Annotated in this window: 14 protein-coding genes; 10 read left to right on the forward strand and 4 right to left on the reverse strand. The window is 64.4% G+C overall.

Annotated features, from left to right (window positions below):
• Window positions 1-94: 94 nt before the first annotated feature.
• Complete coding sequence (locus CHB97_RS00240; protein ID WP_089285934.1) at window positions 95-1,150, reverse strand: patatin-like phospholipase family protein; 1,056 nt, start codon at window positions 1,148-1,150, stop codon at window positions 95-97.
• Window positions 1,151-1,275: 125 nt separating this feature from the next.
• Here CHB97_RS00240 and CHB97_RS00245 point away from each other — a divergent pair, with 125 nt between their 5' ends.
• Window positions 1,276-2,115 carry an isopenicillin N synthase family oxygenase gene (locus tag CHB97_RS00245; protein WP_089285935.1) on the forward strand — a complete coding sequence of 280 codons (840 nt, stop codon included), beginning with the start codon at window positions 1,276-1,278 and terminating at the stop codon, window positions 2,113-2,115.
• A gap of 44 nt (window positions 2,116-2,159) precedes the next feature.
• On the opposite strand, the gene CHB97_RS00250 is transcribed toward CHB97_RS00245, so the two are convergent.
• Complete coding sequence (locus CHB97_RS00250) at window positions 2,160-2,480, reverse strand: DUF1476 domain-containing protein (RefSeq protein ID WP_089285936.1); 321 nt, start codon at window positions 2,478-2,480, stop codon at window positions 2,160-2,162.
• A 170-nt stretch (window positions 2,481-2,650) separates the two neighbouring features.
• Here CHB97_RS00250 and CHB97_RS00255 point away from each other — a divergent pair, with 170 nt between their 5' ends.
• From CHB97_RS00255 to htpG, 6 genes are all read left to right on the forward strand, one after another.
• Complete coding sequence (locus CHB97_RS00255) at window positions 2,651-3,403, forward strand: NRDE family protein (RefSeq protein ID WP_089285937.1); 753 nt, start codon at window positions 2,651-2,653, stop codon at window positions 3,401-3,403.
• A 149-nt stretch (window positions 3,404-3,552) separates the two neighbouring features.
• On the forward strand, window positions 3,553-4,317 hold the full coding sequence (purC, locus tag CHB97_RS00260) for a phosphoribosylaminoimidazolesuccinocarboxamide synthase (protein WP_089285938.1): 765 nt from the start codon (window positions 3,553-3,555) through the stop codon (window positions 4,315-4,317).
• 17 nt (window positions 4,318-4,334) lie between these two features.
• The gene (locus CHB97_RS00265; RefSeq protein WP_089285939.1) at window positions 4,335-4,757 is read left to right on the forward strand and encodes a hypothetical protein; all 423 of its coding nucleotides are present in this window, start codon (window positions 4,335-4,337) and stop codon (window positions 4,755-4,757) included.
• Window positions 4,758-4,813: 56 nt separating this feature from the next.
• A complete protein-coding gene (purS, locus tag CHB97_RS00270; RefSeq protein ID WP_089285940.1) occupies window positions 4,814-5,056 on the forward strand; it encodes a phosphoribosylformylglycinamidine synthase subunit PurS in 243 nt (80 codons plus the stop codon).
• Between the two features lie 181 nt (window positions 5,057-5,237).
• Window positions 5,238-5,738 (forward strand): hypothetical protein, encoded by a 501-nt coding sequence (locus CHB97_RS00275; RefSeq protein ID WP_089285941.1) that lies wholly within the window; start codon window positions 5,238-5,240, stop codon window positions 5,736-5,738.
• A 116-nt stretch (window positions 5,739-5,854) separates the two neighbouring features.
• A complete protein-coding gene (htpG, locus tag CHB97_RS00280; protein WP_089285942.1) occupies window positions 5,855-7,735 on the forward strand; it encodes a molecular chaperone HtpG in 1,881 nt (626 codons plus the stop codon).
• Window positions 7,736-7,800: 65 nt separating this feature from the next.
• Here htpG and CHB97_RS00285 read toward each other — a convergent pair whose 3' ends face one another.
• Window positions 7,801-8,745, reverse strand: a complete 945-nt coding sequence (locus CHB97_RS00285) for a LytTR family DNA-binding domain-containing protein (RefSeq protein WP_089285943.1) — start codon at window positions 8,743-8,745, stop codon at window positions 7,801-7,803.
• 14 nt (window positions 8,746-8,759) lie between these two features.
• Here CHB97_RS00285 and CHB97_RS00290 point away from each other — a divergent pair, with 14 nt between their 5' ends.
• From CHB97_RS00290 to mutS, 3 genes are all read left to right on the forward strand, one after another.
• Window positions 8,760-9,941: an acyltransferase family protein gene (locus CHB97_RS00290; protein ID WP_200819757.1), complete on the forward strand. Its 1,182-nt coding sequence runs from the start codon at window positions 8,760-8,762 to the stop codon at window positions 9,939-9,941.
• A gap of 98 nt (window positions 9,942-10,039) precedes the next feature.
• On the forward strand, window positions 10,040-10,573 hold the full coding sequence (locus tag CHB97_RS00295) for a PAS domain-containing protein (RefSeq protein ID WP_160105427.1): 534 nt from the start codon (window positions 10,040-10,042) through the stop codon (window positions 10,571-10,573).
• 118 nt (window positions 10,574-10,691) lie between these two features.
• The gene (mutS, locus tag CHB97_RS00300; RefSeq protein WP_089285945.1) at window positions 10,692-13,352 is read left to right on the forward strand and encodes a DNA mismatch repair protein MutS; all 2,661 of its coding nucleotides are present in this window, start codon (window positions 10,692-10,694) and stop codon (window positions 13,350-13,352) included.
• Here the strand turns inward: mutS and CHB97_RS00305 are convergent, their stop codons facing one another.
• Entirely contained in the window at window positions 13,353-14,051 is a 699-nt protein-coding gene (locus tag CHB97_RS00305) for a DUF1194 domain-containing protein (protein ID WP_089285946.1), read from the reverse strand.
• Window positions 14,052-14,054: the final 3 nt, after the last annotated feature.

Here is a 14,054-nt window from a genome sequence, read left to right on the forward strand (position 1 = left end):
CATCCGCGCCCTTGGCTTGCGGCACCACGTGGTGCCGGGCTGGCAGTCGCCAGCCTCCAATACACCTAAAGATCAACCTTTAGGTGTATTGGTATTATTCCAGCAGGTCAGCGGCATTGCCCTTGGCCAGCATGTCCGCCCAGGCATCGGCCAGCCGGTCGGTTTCCGCCACCACGTGCCGCCAGTAACGCTGACGCTCGGCCGTGGGCAGGCGGGTGAAATCGCCCCGGTCTGGGATTTTGCCATAGGGCAGGTGGCGGATGAAATCATCCGACGGGCAGATCAACAGGGTGCGGGACAGGCTGGCCGCCCCCGGCCGGCGCCAGCGCAAAGCCTTGTCGAACCAGCCGGGCACCAACCGGGGGCCGAAATGCGGGTACAGAACCAGCCCCGGTGCCGTCCAGGCAATATCCAGATGGTAATCCATGATGCCGCCATCCAGGTAAAGCCCCGGCCGCGCCCCCGCCAGATCGGTCACCCCATCAAAGACAAACGGCACGGCGGAGGAGGCCAGCAGCCCCGGCAGCAGGTTCTCCGTCGTCAAGGCCACCGCCTGGGTGGCAAAGGGCGTGGTCAGGCTGAAGGGCGGCGGGCTGCGCCGGTCATGCAGCACGGTGCGTTCAAAGAACAGGCCCAGTGACCGCCGGCTGACCGCATTGGCCAGCCCGGCGGCCCCCAGCCCCAGACCTAGGCCCGTGCGGCTGCCGGGCCGGATCATGCCGCGCCCGCGCACGGCCAGGATGCTGGCCCGCATGAACGGATGGTCCAGCATGGCGGCCACCCCGTTGGTGCCGAAAATGCTGGCCAGGAAGCCCCGGCAATGGTCGGTCAGGTCGCTGGCGCTCACCGGCGGTTCCACCGCATAATCCAGATAGACCTGTTCGAATCGGCGACAGGCGGCCACCGGGTCCGGCTGGGCCAGACAGGCAAAGCGCCAGGTGCCGATGGAACTGCCCACCATATGCAGCGGGCGGGTGCGTGTGCGGAACCACTGTCCGAACAGGGTCTGGTCCAGCCGGGTCAGCGCCAGCCATTTCGCCCCGCCCGAGGCGCCAGCCACGATGTCGAACAAATCCTCATGCAGCCCGTCGGCGCGGATGCGGGCGGCAGCCTCGGGGCCGGCGATCAGGCGGAGCGGGGAAGGCGGCATGGCGGCGGGTCCGGTCTCAACCTCAAGAAAGGGTGGCGGTCGGCATCTATTGACGTCACCCGCCGCCCCATGGTGATAGTGCGCCCAACCTTCCCCGACAATATGGACACCGAGGGCGGACCCCCATGTTCAACATCGCCACCGTGGATTTCCAGGCACCCGATGCCGCCGAACAGTTCGTGCGTTCGATGCATGAAACCGGCTTCGCCGTGCTGCGCAACCATCCCATCGATACCGGCCTGATCGGCGACCTGTACAAGGTCTGGGCCGATTTCTTCGCCGGGGATGGCAAGCATGACTATACGTTCGACCCGCAGTTCCAGGATGGCTATTTCCCCTTCAAGTCGGAAAATGCCAAGGACAGCGCGGTCAAGGATTTGAAAGAATTCTACCATGTCTATCCCGCCCGCCGGCTGCCGCCGGGGGTGGAGGATGCCACGCACCGCATGTATGACGATCTGCGGGGCCTGGGTGACCGGCTGCTGGGCTGGATTCAGGATCAGGTGCCGGCCACTGTGCGCGACAGCTTCTTCGAACCGCTGCCGGGCATGATGGAAGGGTCTGACCGGTCGTTGTTCCGCATCCTGCATTACCCGCCGATCGGCGAGGGGTATGAGCCGGGGGCCGTGCGCGCAGCGGCGCATGAGGATATCAACCTGATCACCCTGCTGGTGACCGGTTCCGAACCCGGCCTGCAGGCCCAAGATACGGCCGGCAACTGGCATGATGTGCCGTGCGATGCCGGGATGATTGCCGTCAATGGCGGCGACATGCTGAAGCTGGCGTCGGGCAATTACATCCCGGCCACGCCGCACCGGGTGGTGAACCCGCCGCCTGAACATAATGTCTCACGCTATTCCATGCCGATGTTCCTGCATCCGCGCGCCAATGTCCGCCTGTCGGCAGAACTGACGGCGGGTGAATTCCTGGACCAGCGCCTGCGCGAAATCGGCCTGAAGAAGTAAAAGAGGAAGGGCCGCCCGACATCAGACGGGCGGCCCCAATCGCTTTATTCAGCCTGCAACTGCTGCCGGGCCTTTTCCAGCAGCACGTCCATTTCCTTTTCGATCCGGTGTTCGGAGATATCCACGCCCTTGGCCTTGAAATCGGCCAGCAGCTTGCGGACGATATCCTTGTGGCCCGGCTCTTCGAAATCCACATTCACCATCAGCTTGCCATAGGCTACGGCATCCTCGCCGGTGATGCCCATCTGCTCGGCGGCCCACAGCCCGATCAGCTTGGCGCGGCGGGCATAGACGCGGAACTGCAGTTCCTCGTCATGCTTGAACTTGTTTTCGAATGCCTGCTCGCGATCATCGAACGTGGTCATATCCACTTCCTCTGTAAGCCGGGCGTAACGCCCCCTTGGGATAATCCGCTTATATACCGGACCTGTTCCATACGCCATGGTTGCGGCATGACCGGTTGGTCAGGCATTGACCTGCATCACTGCGGCCGGGAAATTTGTTTGGCAGCCGGAACGTTTTCTGGGGAGAGATCATGTGCAGCATCGTGCTTTTGCGCCGGCCCGGCCATGACTGGCCGCTGATCCTGGCCGGCAACCGGGATGAGATGGTCAACCGCCCCTGGAAGCCGCCCGCCCGCCACTGGCCTGACCGGCCCGATGTGGTGGCCGGGCTGGATGAAACAGCGGGCGGTTCCTGGCTGGGGCTGAATGATCACGGTGTCGTCGCCGTGATTCTGAACCGCAAGGACACGCTGGGCCCCGCCCCGGGCAAAAGGTCGCGGGGGGAGCTGGTGCTGGATGCGCTGGACCATGCCGACGCCAAGGACGCCGCCGAGGCGCTGGCCGATCTGGATGGCAGGGCTTACCGCCCCTTCAATCTGGTCATCGCTGATAACCGCGATGCCTTCTGGCTGTGGCTGCCGGCTGATGGTGGGCGGGTACGGATGAAACCGATTCCGGTTGGCCTGTCCATGCTGACAGCATCGGACCTGAATGATGACAGCTCCGCCCGGCAGAAATTCTATCGCCCGCTGTTCCAGGCTGCACCCGCGCCCGATCCGGACAAGGGCGACTGGAAAGCCTGGGAGGAATTGCTGGGCAGCCGCATCTGGGATGGTGATAGCGGCCCGCGCGGGGCCATGTGCGTGGTGACCCCCATCGGGTTTGAAACCGGCAGTTCGGCCAGCATCGCCCTGCCGGCCATGGGCCGTTCGGGCGTGCCACCCGTCTTCCGTTTCGCCCCCGGCCGGCCCGACCGCACCCCCTTCGCCCCCCTGACCCTATAGGCGGCGATACCCTGCACTGACCCGTCCGCATCGCTGGGTGCATTGTATAAAAGCCCCCGGCTTGCTATAGGGAAAGACATCGGACCCGGTGGCACCCGCCTGACGGGTCCGTTCCCCTTTTTGCTGGAACGATTGCTGGACACCAACCCATGACCCGACGCCGGCGCATCTACGAAGGCAAGGCGAAGATTCTGTATGAGGGCCCCGAGCCGGGTACCCTGGTCCAGTACTTCAAGGACGACGCCACGGCGTTCAATGCCCAGAAGAAGGGCACGATCACCGGGAAGGGCGTGCTGAACAACCGCATCAGCGAGTATCTGATGCAGAAGTTGGGCGAAATCGGCATCCCCAACCATTTCGTGCGCCGCCTGAACATGCGTGAGCAGCTGGTGCGCGAAGTGGAGATCATCCCGATCGAGGTGGTGGTCCGCAATATCGCCGCCGGCAGCCTGACCAAGCGGTTCGGCATCCCGGAAGGCACGCCGCTGCCCCGGTCCATCGTCGAATATTACTTCAAGAACGACGAGCTGGGCGACCCGATGGTCTCCGAAGAGCATATCACGGCCTTCGGCTGGGCTGCGCCGCAGGATCTGGACGACATGCTGTCGCTGGCCCTGCGCATCAATGATTATCTCAACGGCCTGTTCCTGGGCATCGGCCTGAAGCTGGTCGATTTCAAGGTGGAATTCGGCCGCCTGTTTGAGAATGAAGAGATGCGCATCATCCTGGCGGATGAGATCAGCCCGGATAATTGCCGTCTGTGGGACGCCAAGACCAACGAGAAGCTGGACAAGGACCGTTTCCGCCAGGATCTGGGCAATGTTGCCGAGGCCTATCAGGAAGTGGCCCGCCGTCTGGGCATTCTGCCGGAAGCCGGCCCCGGCGACCATACGGCACCCAAGCTGGTGCAGTAAGGGACAGGCGGCAGGGCATGGACCGGTTGCGGCCCCTGCCTTTGTTGCTGGCCTATGTTGATTTTGTGCTTATGCTGGGGCTGGAATTGGCTTTTGCCGTTCCAGCCCTTTTGCATTTGCCGGCCACCGACTGGACGCTGAATATCCTGACCGCTGGGCGGGGCTGGCTGCTGGTGCCACTGCCCTTCTGCTGGCTGGCCATGGCGATATGGCCGGCGGCGGGGGCCAAGGGGCATCTGGCGCGGCATCTGCGGGCTCTGGCGCTCTATGTTTTGGCCATCATCGGCTTTTTCGCTGCCATCCGCCTGTCCGTCCCCTGGGGGGAGGGGGTCAAGATCGCCTGCCCGGTGATCTATGCCGCCGGCACGGCGCTGGCGCTTCTCCATCTGGGGCAAGGCTTCCCTGCGTTGCGGCGCTATCTTTCCAGGTCGCCAAGCTGACCGGTTTTTGCTATCCCACCGCCATCGATTTCTGCCTCAAGACAGCGGGTGCCCCCATGAAGGCCAAAGTCATCGTCACCCTGAAGAACGGCGTGCTGGACCCCCAGGGCAAGGCCATTGGCCATGCGCTGACCAATCTGGGTTTCGACGGCGTGGGCGAAGTTCGCCAGGGCAAGCTGATCGAACTGGACGTGGCGGAGACCGACCCGGTCAAGGCCAAGGCCCAGATTGAGGAAATGTGCCGCAAGCTGCTGGCCAACACCGTGATCGAGAATTATTCGGTCGAGCTGGTGGGCTGATTTCCCAAGCCGGCCCTGGTCGGCGGGAAGCACGTGATAAGGGGCGCGTCCGGCACCGGCTGGACGCGCCTTTTCCATTTCAGTGTCGATGAGATTGAGAAAGCGGCCGCTTCAGCGTAGAGACGATGGTTAAAGGGCCTGTGCCGGGGTGCCGGCCTGCCGTTATCAAGGATGGGGTTTCATGCGCGCTGCCGTCATTGCTCCGCTGTCGCTTGCCACGCTGCTGCTGGGCAGCCTTGCCAACGCTACACCCGCCGATGTGCTGAAATGCGCGGAAGTGCGTGATGATACCGCCCGGCTGGCCTGCTATGACCGCACCGTCCCAGGCCTTCGCGCCCTGCCGCCACAGGCTGTCACGGTTGCCCCGCCCACCCCCGCCGCACCACCGGTGCCACCGGAACAGCGTTTCGGGGCCGGGCGGCTGAGCAAAGAAGACAAGCCGGCCGCCATGGCGGAGGATGTGGAAACCATCACCGCCACCTTGAAGGATGCCTATGAACGCAGCCCCGGCCGCTGGGTCTTCACCCTGGATAATGGTCAGGTCTGGCAGCAGGTGGTGACGCAGACCCTCTATGGCGTGAAGCCCGGTCGCAAGGTGACGGTCGAGAAAGCCATCCTGGGCAGCTATAACCTGCGCATCGAAGGCATCAAGGCGCTGATCAAGGTTTCCCGCGCTAAATAGCCCCAACGGTTGTGCCAAACCCCTTGCGCTGCACGCCCGGCTGTCCCATATCGACACCCGGCTGCGGCCCATTCCGGCCGCCTGTTGCATGACCACATGATGAGAGACGAGAAGCGATGAGCGAGGAACGGCTTAGTTTCCAGGCCGAGGTCAGCCGCCTGCTGGACATGGTGGCCCACAGCCTCTACTCGGACAAGGAAGTCTTCCTGCGGGAATTGATCTCCAACGCATCGGACGCCTGCGACAAGCTGCGCTATGCAGCACAAACCGATGCGGCGCTGATGGAAGGCGACCCTGATTTCAAGATCCGTCTGGTGATCGACAAGGATGCCGGCACGCTGACCGTGACCGATAATGGTATCGGCATGAACCGGCAGGATCTGGTGGATAATCTGGGCACCATTGCCCGGTCCGGCACCTCCGCCTTTGTCAAGAACCTGTCGGGCGATGCCAAGAAGGATGTCAGCCTGATCGGCCAGTTCGGCGTCGGCTTCTATTCCGCCTTCATGATCGCCGACAAGGTGGATGTCTATTCCACCCGTGCCGGTGAAAAGCATGGCTGGCTGTGGAGCAGCGATGGCAAGGGCAGCTTCACCGTGGCCGAGAGCGCCGATGCGCCGGCCCGTGGCACCCGCATCGTGCTGCATGTGAAGGCGGACGAAAAGGATTTCCTGGATGAACACCGGCTGCGGTCGGTGGTGAAGAAATATTCCGACCATATCGCCGTGCCCATCCTGCTGGGCGAAGAGGCGGATTCGGTCAATGCTGCCAGCGCGCTCTGGACCCGGTCGAAGTCGGAGATCAGCGAAGAGCAGTATAAGGAATTCTATCACCATGTCGGCCACAGCTTCGATGATCCGTGGCTGACCCTGCATTGGCGTGCCGAAGGGGTGATCGAATATACCGGGCTGCTGTTCGTGCCGCAGCAGCGCCCATTCGACCTGTTCGACCCGCGCCGCGCCCATCATGTGAAGCTCTATGTCCGCCGCGTCTTCATCACGGATGAGGCGGAAGGGCTGGTGCCGCCCTATCTGCGCTTCCTGCGCGGCGTGGTGGACAGCGAAGACCTGCCGCTGAATGTCAGCCGCGAGATGTTGCAGCACAATCCGGTGCTGGCCAAGCTGAAGGCCGGCATCGTCAAGCGCGTGCTGGGCGACCTGAACAAGAAGGCCGCCGATCCCGAACAGGCCGCCGAATATGCCCGTTTCTGGGATGCCTTCGGCCCGGTGCTGAAGGAAGGCCTCTATGAGGACTTCACCCACCGCGACGATCTGCTGAAGCTGCTGCGCTTCCGCACCACCGCCAGCAATGGCGAGCTGGTGAGCCTGGAAACCTATATCGGGCGGATGAAGGAAGGCCAGGACGCCCTCTATTACATCACCGGTGAGGATGCAGCCGCCCTGGCCAAGAGCCCGCAGATCGAAGGCTTCCGCGCCAAGGGCGTGGAGGTGATGCTGCTGACCGACCCGGTGGATGAATTCTGGCTGGGTTCCGTGCGGGAAGCCCAGGGCAAGGCCTTCAAGTCCGTCACCCGTGGCGGGGCCGACCTGTCCAAGATCAAGGGCACGGACGGCGAGGAAAAGAAGGACGAGGCGGAAAAGCCGGCAGAAGGCGATCTGTCTTCCCTGATCGCCCTGCTGAAACTGACGCTGGGCGAGGCGGTGAAGGATGTCCGCCGGTCGGAGCGGCTGACCGACAGTGCCGTCTGTCTGGTGGCCGATGATGGCGACATGGATATCCACCTGCAGCGCCTGTTGAAGCAGCATGGCCAGTTGGGGGCCGATGCCAGCGCCAAGCGGGTGCTGGAGTTGAACCCAAGCCATGCGCTGATCCGCCGACTGGCAGAAAAGGCCGGGCAGGATGGGGCGGCGGACGCGCTGGAGGATGCCGCCTATCTGTTGTTGGATCAGGCCCGCATCGTGGAGGGCGAAACCTTGCCCGACCCGGTGGCGTTTGCCCGCCGCATGGCCAGCTTTGTTGAGCGCGGCTTGGGCTGATTGTTGGGCAACGGATGATTGCCTGAAATAAGATGGCGCCGGCCTGCACAGCCGGCGCCGTTTTTTCATCCTCCCCGCAGCGTTGCAAGCGCCGCCGGATAGCGGCGGGAAGCGGGGATGGTGCGGCTGTCGGAGAGGGTGAGGCTGTAGTCGCCGGAACCATCCGGCAGCACCGCCCGCACATGGGCCGGGTTCACCAACCAGGACCGATGCGGTCGTACCAGGCCATGGGGCGACAGGTCGGCCAGCACCTGGGTCAGGGTGGCCCGCATCAGCAGGGCGCGGCCATCGGCCAGCAGAAATTCCGCATAATTTCCGGCCGACCGCACGGCCAGAATATCGACCACCGGCACCCGCCACAGCCGCGCCCCGTCACGGATATCAAATTGGGCTGGCGCTATAGGAGTGGGCGCATATGTCGTGACCGGTGACGGCATTCCTGTGTCAGTTTCTGGCCTGACACGTCCCAAACCTGTCGCCACGAAGATCGCCGCGAAGACGATATAGGTGATGGCATCCTTGCGGAATTCATAGAGCATCACGTCAGGCGACAGGCGGAAATGGTAATTCAGGTCGAACAGCCAGGAACAGAGTTCCCGCAAACCCGCCATTCCCACCACATGCAGGGTGGAAAACAGCAGCAAGGCCGGCAGATGGGCCAGTGCCTGCCGCCCCCAGGGCGCTGACAGCGGTGCCCGCGCCAGCGCCAGGGCCGGCAGGATGCTGGTGGCCAGGATCATGATGCCGCTGCTGCCTTCCAGCATGGCGATAAACCACCAGGAAAGCGGCTTGCCGGCCCATTCCCCTTCCTGCACCGCCGTCATCACGTTGAAGCTGTTGGAGAGCAGGATCAACAGGGCCAGCAGCAGATAGGGGCGGGGGCGGAACGGGTTGCCGCCCGTCCCCCAGCGGGTGCCGCCTGTCCCTGCCATCACCGCCGCAGTGCCCGGCATCCCGTCAGCCTTGCCGGCAGGGGCGTTGCCGCGCCAGTCAGGGCCATCGGCAACCACACCAGACCCTTGCGATGACCATGGCAACCGCACCTTCACCCGCCCCCGTTTTTGATGGCGCCCCCACCCGGCTGGATTTCCTGGATTGGGTCCGGGTGGGGGCGTTCGGCCTGTTGATCTTCTACCATATCGGCATGTTCTATGTGAGTTGGGACTGGCACGCCAAAAGCGACCATGCCAGCCCCTGGGCCGAACCGCTGATGATGCTGTCCAGCCCCTGGCGGCTGACCCTGCTGTTTCTGGTCTCCGGCATCGCCACCCGCTTCATGGCCGACCGATTGTTGCCTGGAAAACTGGCCCGGTCACGCTTGACGCGGCTGGGCATCCCGCTGCTGTTCGGGATGGCCGTGGTGGTGCCACCGCAATCCTATGTCGAGGTGGTGGAGAAGATCGCCTATCCCGGCAGCTATTGGCAGTTCTGGGGCCAGTATCTGACATTCTATCAGGGCTTCTGCCGGGATGGTGACTGCCTGATCCTGCCGACCTGGAACCATCTCTGGTTCGTGGCCTATCTGCTGGTCTATACGCTGATCCTTGACGCGATATTGATCATAAACCGTGACTGGTCACGTTTAAATCCGTTTCTTCGCTGGACGGAGGGGGCGTTGCTGTTGTTCCTTCCCTGGTTGGTGCTGGCAGGGCTGCGCCTGGGGCTGGCGCCGATCTTCCCGATCACCCATGCGCTGGTAGATGACTGGTACAATCATGCCCTGTCATTCTCGGCCTTCCTGTTCGGCTTTGTCCTCGCCCGCCGGACCGGCGTTTGGGAGAATGCGCAACAGTTGCGCTGGCCGGCCCTGGCCCTTGGCCTCGCCGCCTATGCCGGTTTGCAGCTCTATTACGCAACCTATGCCGACCGCGACCCACCAGAGACCCTGCGCGCCGCCATGCGGTGCGTCTATGCCGCCCAGCAATGGGGCTTCATTCTGGCCATCCTGGGCTTTGCCCGGCGGCATCTGGACCGGCGTCCGCCGATTCTCCCCTATTTGTCACGCGGGGTCTTCCCCTTCTACATCCTGCATCAGACCGTGATTGTCTGTGCCGGGCATGGGCTGAAAAAGCTGGGGCTGCCAGCGGGGTGGGAATTTGCCGCCTTGGTGGCGGTTACCCTTGCTACCTGCCTGGGTTGTTATGAAATCATCCGCCGTGTCCCCCTGCTGCGACCGCTATTCGGTCTGCCTTATGCGAAAGGTTAGGGTCGGCTAAGCAAATCTTTACGGATGGCGTTCCAGACTGTCCCCAGGAAGGCCGCAGGGCGGCAATGGCGCGGGGTTTCATCTTGGGTTTGGCGGCAATGGTGCAGAGAACGGATACGGCCTTGGCCGACCTGCCGGACAACCGGCTGCGCCAGCTGGTGGATTATTGGCGCGCGCGGCGGGGTGACCGGATCGCCCCGCCGCGTGCCGCATTGGACCCGGTAGATATTCCGGATCTTTTGCCATGGCTGTCCATCCTGGATGTGACCGATCACGGTTTTCAGACAAGATTGGCCGGAACAGGGTTGGAGGCTATCTGCGGCCGCCCCTTGACCGGGCTGCTGCTGGATCATGATTCCACCCAGCCGCTGGAACTGACCCTGCTGTCCTGGCTGCGCCATGCCTGTGACCAGCGGGCGCCGATGCTGGTGCAGGCCACGCTGGCCGGACCGCGCACCCGGCTGGTGATGCAGGGCGTGATACTGCCTTTGTCCGGCGATGGCGACCATATCGACAAGCTGATCTGCGGTTGCGTTGCCCTGGGGGGGCTACCGCTTCCCGGTACAGGGCGGCGGCCCCGCCCCGTGGCGCCCAGTCTGGTGGAATTCAGCGCCCACCGCCTGGAGGTTTGAAGCGGGCCCGTCTGCGGTGCTAGGTTGGCGCCTTTCCGCCCCGGCATCCGACGGACCCAGACCCCAAGTGCGACAGACCAGCCCAGCCGCCCCCGCCGCCGCCAGCCCCGTTTCCCCGATGATGACCCAGTATCTGGACATCAAGGGGCAGCATCCGGGTTCGCTGCTCTTTTATCGCATGGGCGATTTTTACGAGCTGTTCTTTGACGATGCCGTGCAGGCATCGGCAGCGCTCGACATCACGCTCACCAAGCGCGGCCAGCATCAGGGGGAGGAAATCCCCATGTGCGGCGTGCCGGTGCATTCCCATGAACAATATCTGCTGCGGCTGATCCGCCAGGGTTTCCGCGTCGCCATCTGCGAACAGACGGAAGACCCGGCAGAGGCGAAGAAGCGCGGCTCCAAATCCGTTGTCCGGCGGGAGGTGGTGCGCGTCGTCACCCCCGGCACCATTACCGAGGATGGGTTGCTGGATGCACGGTCCAACAATTATCTGGCCGCCCTGGCCGAGGCCGGTGGCGAGGCCGGGCTGGCCTGGCTGGACCTGTCCACGGGCGAGCTGACCCTGGCCCCGGTGGAACGCGCCGGGCTGGGGGCCGCCCTGGCAAGGCTGGCACCGGGGGAGGTGCTGTTGCCCGAACGGCTGTCCCAGGCGGACGAACTGGAACCCGTCTGGGCGGAATGGCGCAACCGGCTGACCATCCAGCCCAATGCACGGTTCGACAGCGAAAATGGCCGCCAGCGCCTGTTATCGCTCTATGGCGTCGGCACGCTGGATGCGTTCGGCGCCTTCACCCGGGCCGAGGTGGCCGCCGCCGGCGCCCTGGTCGATTATGTCGAACTGACCCAGAAAGGCCGGTTGCCGCGCTTTGACACGCCGCGCCGGCAGGCGGCGGGGCAGGTGCTGGAAATCGATCCCGCCACCCGCCGCAACCTGGAACTGACCCGCACCATGACGGGCGATCGGCGCGGCAGCCTGCTGGCCGCCATCGATCGAACCGTGACCGGTTCCGGTGCACGCCTGCTTTCCGCCCGGCTTTCAGCGCCGTTGACCGATCCGGCACGCATCGCCCGCCGGCTGGACATGGTGTCGCTGCTGGTCGAACAATCGCATCTTCGCCTGGATATCCGCGCCGAACTGGGCCAGACACCCGATATGGAGCGTGCCCTGTCACGCTTGACGCTGGATCGTGGCAGCCCGCGCGATCTGGCCAATATCCGTGACGGTCTGGCCCGCGCCGTGGCCATCCGGGGGCGGTTGGCCTATGGCGATGCCGGGCCGCTGCCGGAAGGTCTGGCCCGCGTCGCCGATGGGCTGTTGGGGGGAACCGGGGCCGATCATGACGCGCTGATCGACCTGCTGTCCCAGGCATTGGGGCCGGAACTGCCGCTGCTGGCCCGCGACGGCGGTTTCATCGCGGCGGGATATTCCGCCCCGCTGGATGAATTGAAGGGGCTGCGCGACGACAGCCGCCGCCATATTGCCGGGCTGCAGGCGCAATATGCCGACCAGACGGGCATCCAGTCCCTGAAGATTCGGCACAATAACGTGCTGGGCTATTATATCGAGGTTACGGCCACCCATGCCGACAAGCTGATGTCGGAAAAGCACCGGGCCGATTTCATCCACCGCCAGACCATGGCGGGGGCGGTACGCTTCACCACCGTGGCCCTGTCGGAACTGGAACGCAAGGTGGCGGAGGCCGGTGACCGGGCGCTGGCGCTGGAACTGGACCTGTTTGCCAAGCTGGTGGCCGAGGTGGTGGCCAAGGCCGATTTCATCGCCGCCACCGCCCGCGCGCTCGCCACGCTGGATGTGACGGCAGCCCTGGCCGAGCTGGCGGTGGACCGAAACTGGTGCCGCCCGCATCTGAGCGACGACCTGACCTTTGAGATCAGTGGCGGCCGGCATCCGGTGGTGGAAGAGGCGCTGGCCGAACAGGGCGGCGGGGCCTTTGTCGCCAATGATTGCGGCCTGTCGCCCGGCCAGCGCCTATGGCTGCTGACCGGTCCCAATATGGCCGGTAAATCCACCTTCCTGCGCCAGAATGCGCTGATCGCCGTTCTGGCCCAGATGGGGGCCTATGTGCCCGCGGCCAGCGCCCATATCGGCGTGGTGGACAAGCTGTTCAGCCGTGTGGGGGCGGCGGACGATCTGGCGCGCGGCCGCTCCACCTTCATGGTGGAGATGGTGGAGACGGCCACCATCCTGAACCAGGCGACCCGCCGGTCGCTGGTGATTTTGGACGAGATCGGGCGCGGCACGGCCACCTTTGACGGGCTTTCCATCGCCTGGGCCTGTGTGGAACATCTGCATGAGGTGGCGCGCTGCCGGGGCCTGTTCGCCACCCATTATCATGAATTGACGGCGCTGGCCGCCAAGCTGGCCGAGCTTTCCTGCCACACGATGCGGATCAAGGAATGGCGGGGCGAGGTGGTGTTCCTGCATGAGGTGGCGGCCGGTGCCGCCGACCGTTCCTATGGCATCCATGTCGCCCGGCTGGCGGGCCTGCCCCCGGCGGTGATCCAGCGGGCCGAACAGGTGCTGAAAATCCTGGAGAAGGGGGATCAGGCCAGTGCGGCGGCCCGGCTGGCTGATGATCTGCCATTGTTTGCCGCCCTCAACATGCGCCCCGCGCCGGCCCCGGTGATCACAGCGGCCGAACCGTCAGCGGTGGAAGAGGCCCTGCGCGCCGTGAACCCGGATGAGCTGACGCCGCGTCAGGCACTGGAGGAACTTTACCGGCTGCGCGGGTTGCTGGGGGATGCCAAGGGGTAATCAGGCAATCTCCGTCACCAGCTTGCCCAGGAAAGAGGCGGCGAAGGAGTCCAGCGTATCGGCGCTGCGCACGAAAGCGCCGTGACCGGTAATGAGCTGGTCGGTATAATAATCCTCCAGCCAGTCATATTCGTTGAGAATGGCCAGCGCATTGACGCCGACATTGGCCGCCGCCGCATAGCCGCGGGCCGAGCGCGGATCGATGCCGGCATTGCTGAAGCCGTTGGAGACGACATCCAGCGTGCGCTTTTCGGTTTCAAACGGTGCCTTGTCCAGCAGGGCCACGGCCTGCACCACCGCATCGCCCAAAGCTGTGGAACCGCCCATGGCGACACCGGGCACGGCATCGATGGCGGCGGCGAAATCGCTGCAATCCTGCGGGCTGTGCAGGCGACGCCAGGGCACCAGGGTGGTCAGCGATTCCGGCCCGGCGAACTGGGCCAGCATCACTCCGATGGCACGGTTGCGCCCATCGCCCACGGCACCGGCCACGGCCGGGTTGCGGAAGGCGGCGGCATGGCCGCGCAACTGGAAATCCAGCAGGCGCGGGTCGATGCTGGCCGAGGCATCGACCGCCAGCATCAGCGCCACATCCACCCGTCCCAGGCTGCGATCCTGGGCGCGGGCAGGCACTGCCAGCGACAGGGCCGCCGGGGCAAGGGCCAGGGAGGTCAGAAACGCGCGTCTTGTCGGGGCCAAGAT

It is taken from the genome of Azospirillum sp. RU38E (assembly GCF_900188385.1).
Classification (GTDB): Bacteria; Pseudomonadota; Alphaproteobacteria; order Azospirillales; family Azospirillaceae; genus Niveispirillum.

Bases quoted from the DNA above. Each gene is read 5' to 3' on its own strand.
- mutS (WP_089285945.1), top strand. From the start codon at position 10,692: ATGATGACCCAGTATCTGGACATCAAGGGGCAGCATCCGGGTTCGCTG.
- CHB97_RS00255 (WP_089285937.1), top strand. From the start codon at position 2,651: ATGTGCAGCATCGTGCTTTTGCGCCGGCCCGGCCATGACTGGCCGCTG.
- purC (WP_089285938.1), top strand. From the start codon at position 3,553: ATGACCCGACGCCGGCGCATCTACGAAGGCAAGGCGAAGATTCTGTAT.
- CHB97_RS00295 (WP_160105427.1), top strand. From the start codon at position 10,040: ATGGTGCAGAGAACGGATACGGCCTTGGCCGACCTGCCGGACAACCGG.
- CHB97_RS00275 (WP_089285941.1), top strand. From the start codon at position 5,238: ATGCGCGCTGCCGTCATTGCTCCGCTGTCGCTTGCCACGCTGCTGCTG.
- CHB97_RS00240 (WP_089285934.1), bottom strand. From the start codon at position 1,150: ATGCCGCCTTCCCCGCTCCGCCTGATCGCCGGCCCCGAGGCTGCCGCC.
- htpG (WP_089285942.1), top strand. From the start codon at position 5,855: ATGAGCGAGGAACGGCTTAGTTTCCAGGCCGAGGTCAGCCGCCTGCTG.
- purS (WP_089285940.1), top strand. From the start codon at position 4,814: ATGAAGGCCAAAGTCATCGTCACCCTGAAGAACGGCGTGCTGGACCCC.
- CHB97_RS00250 (WP_089285936.1), bottom strand. From the start codon at position 2,480: ATGACCACGTTCGATGATCGCGAGCAGGCATTCGAAAACAAGTTCAAG.
- CHB97_RS00245 (WP_089285935.1), top strand. From the start codon at position 1,276: ATGTTCAACATCGCCACCGTGGATTTCCAGGCACCCGATGCCGCCGAA.
- CHB97_RS00290 (WP_200819757.1), top strand. From the start codon at position 8,760: ATGACCATGGCAACCGCACCTTCACCCGCCCCCGTTTTTGATGGCGCC.
- CHB97_RS00265 (WP_089285939.1), top strand. From the start codon at position 4,335: ATGGACCGGTTGCGGCCCCTGCCTTTGTTGCTGGCCTATGTTGATTTT.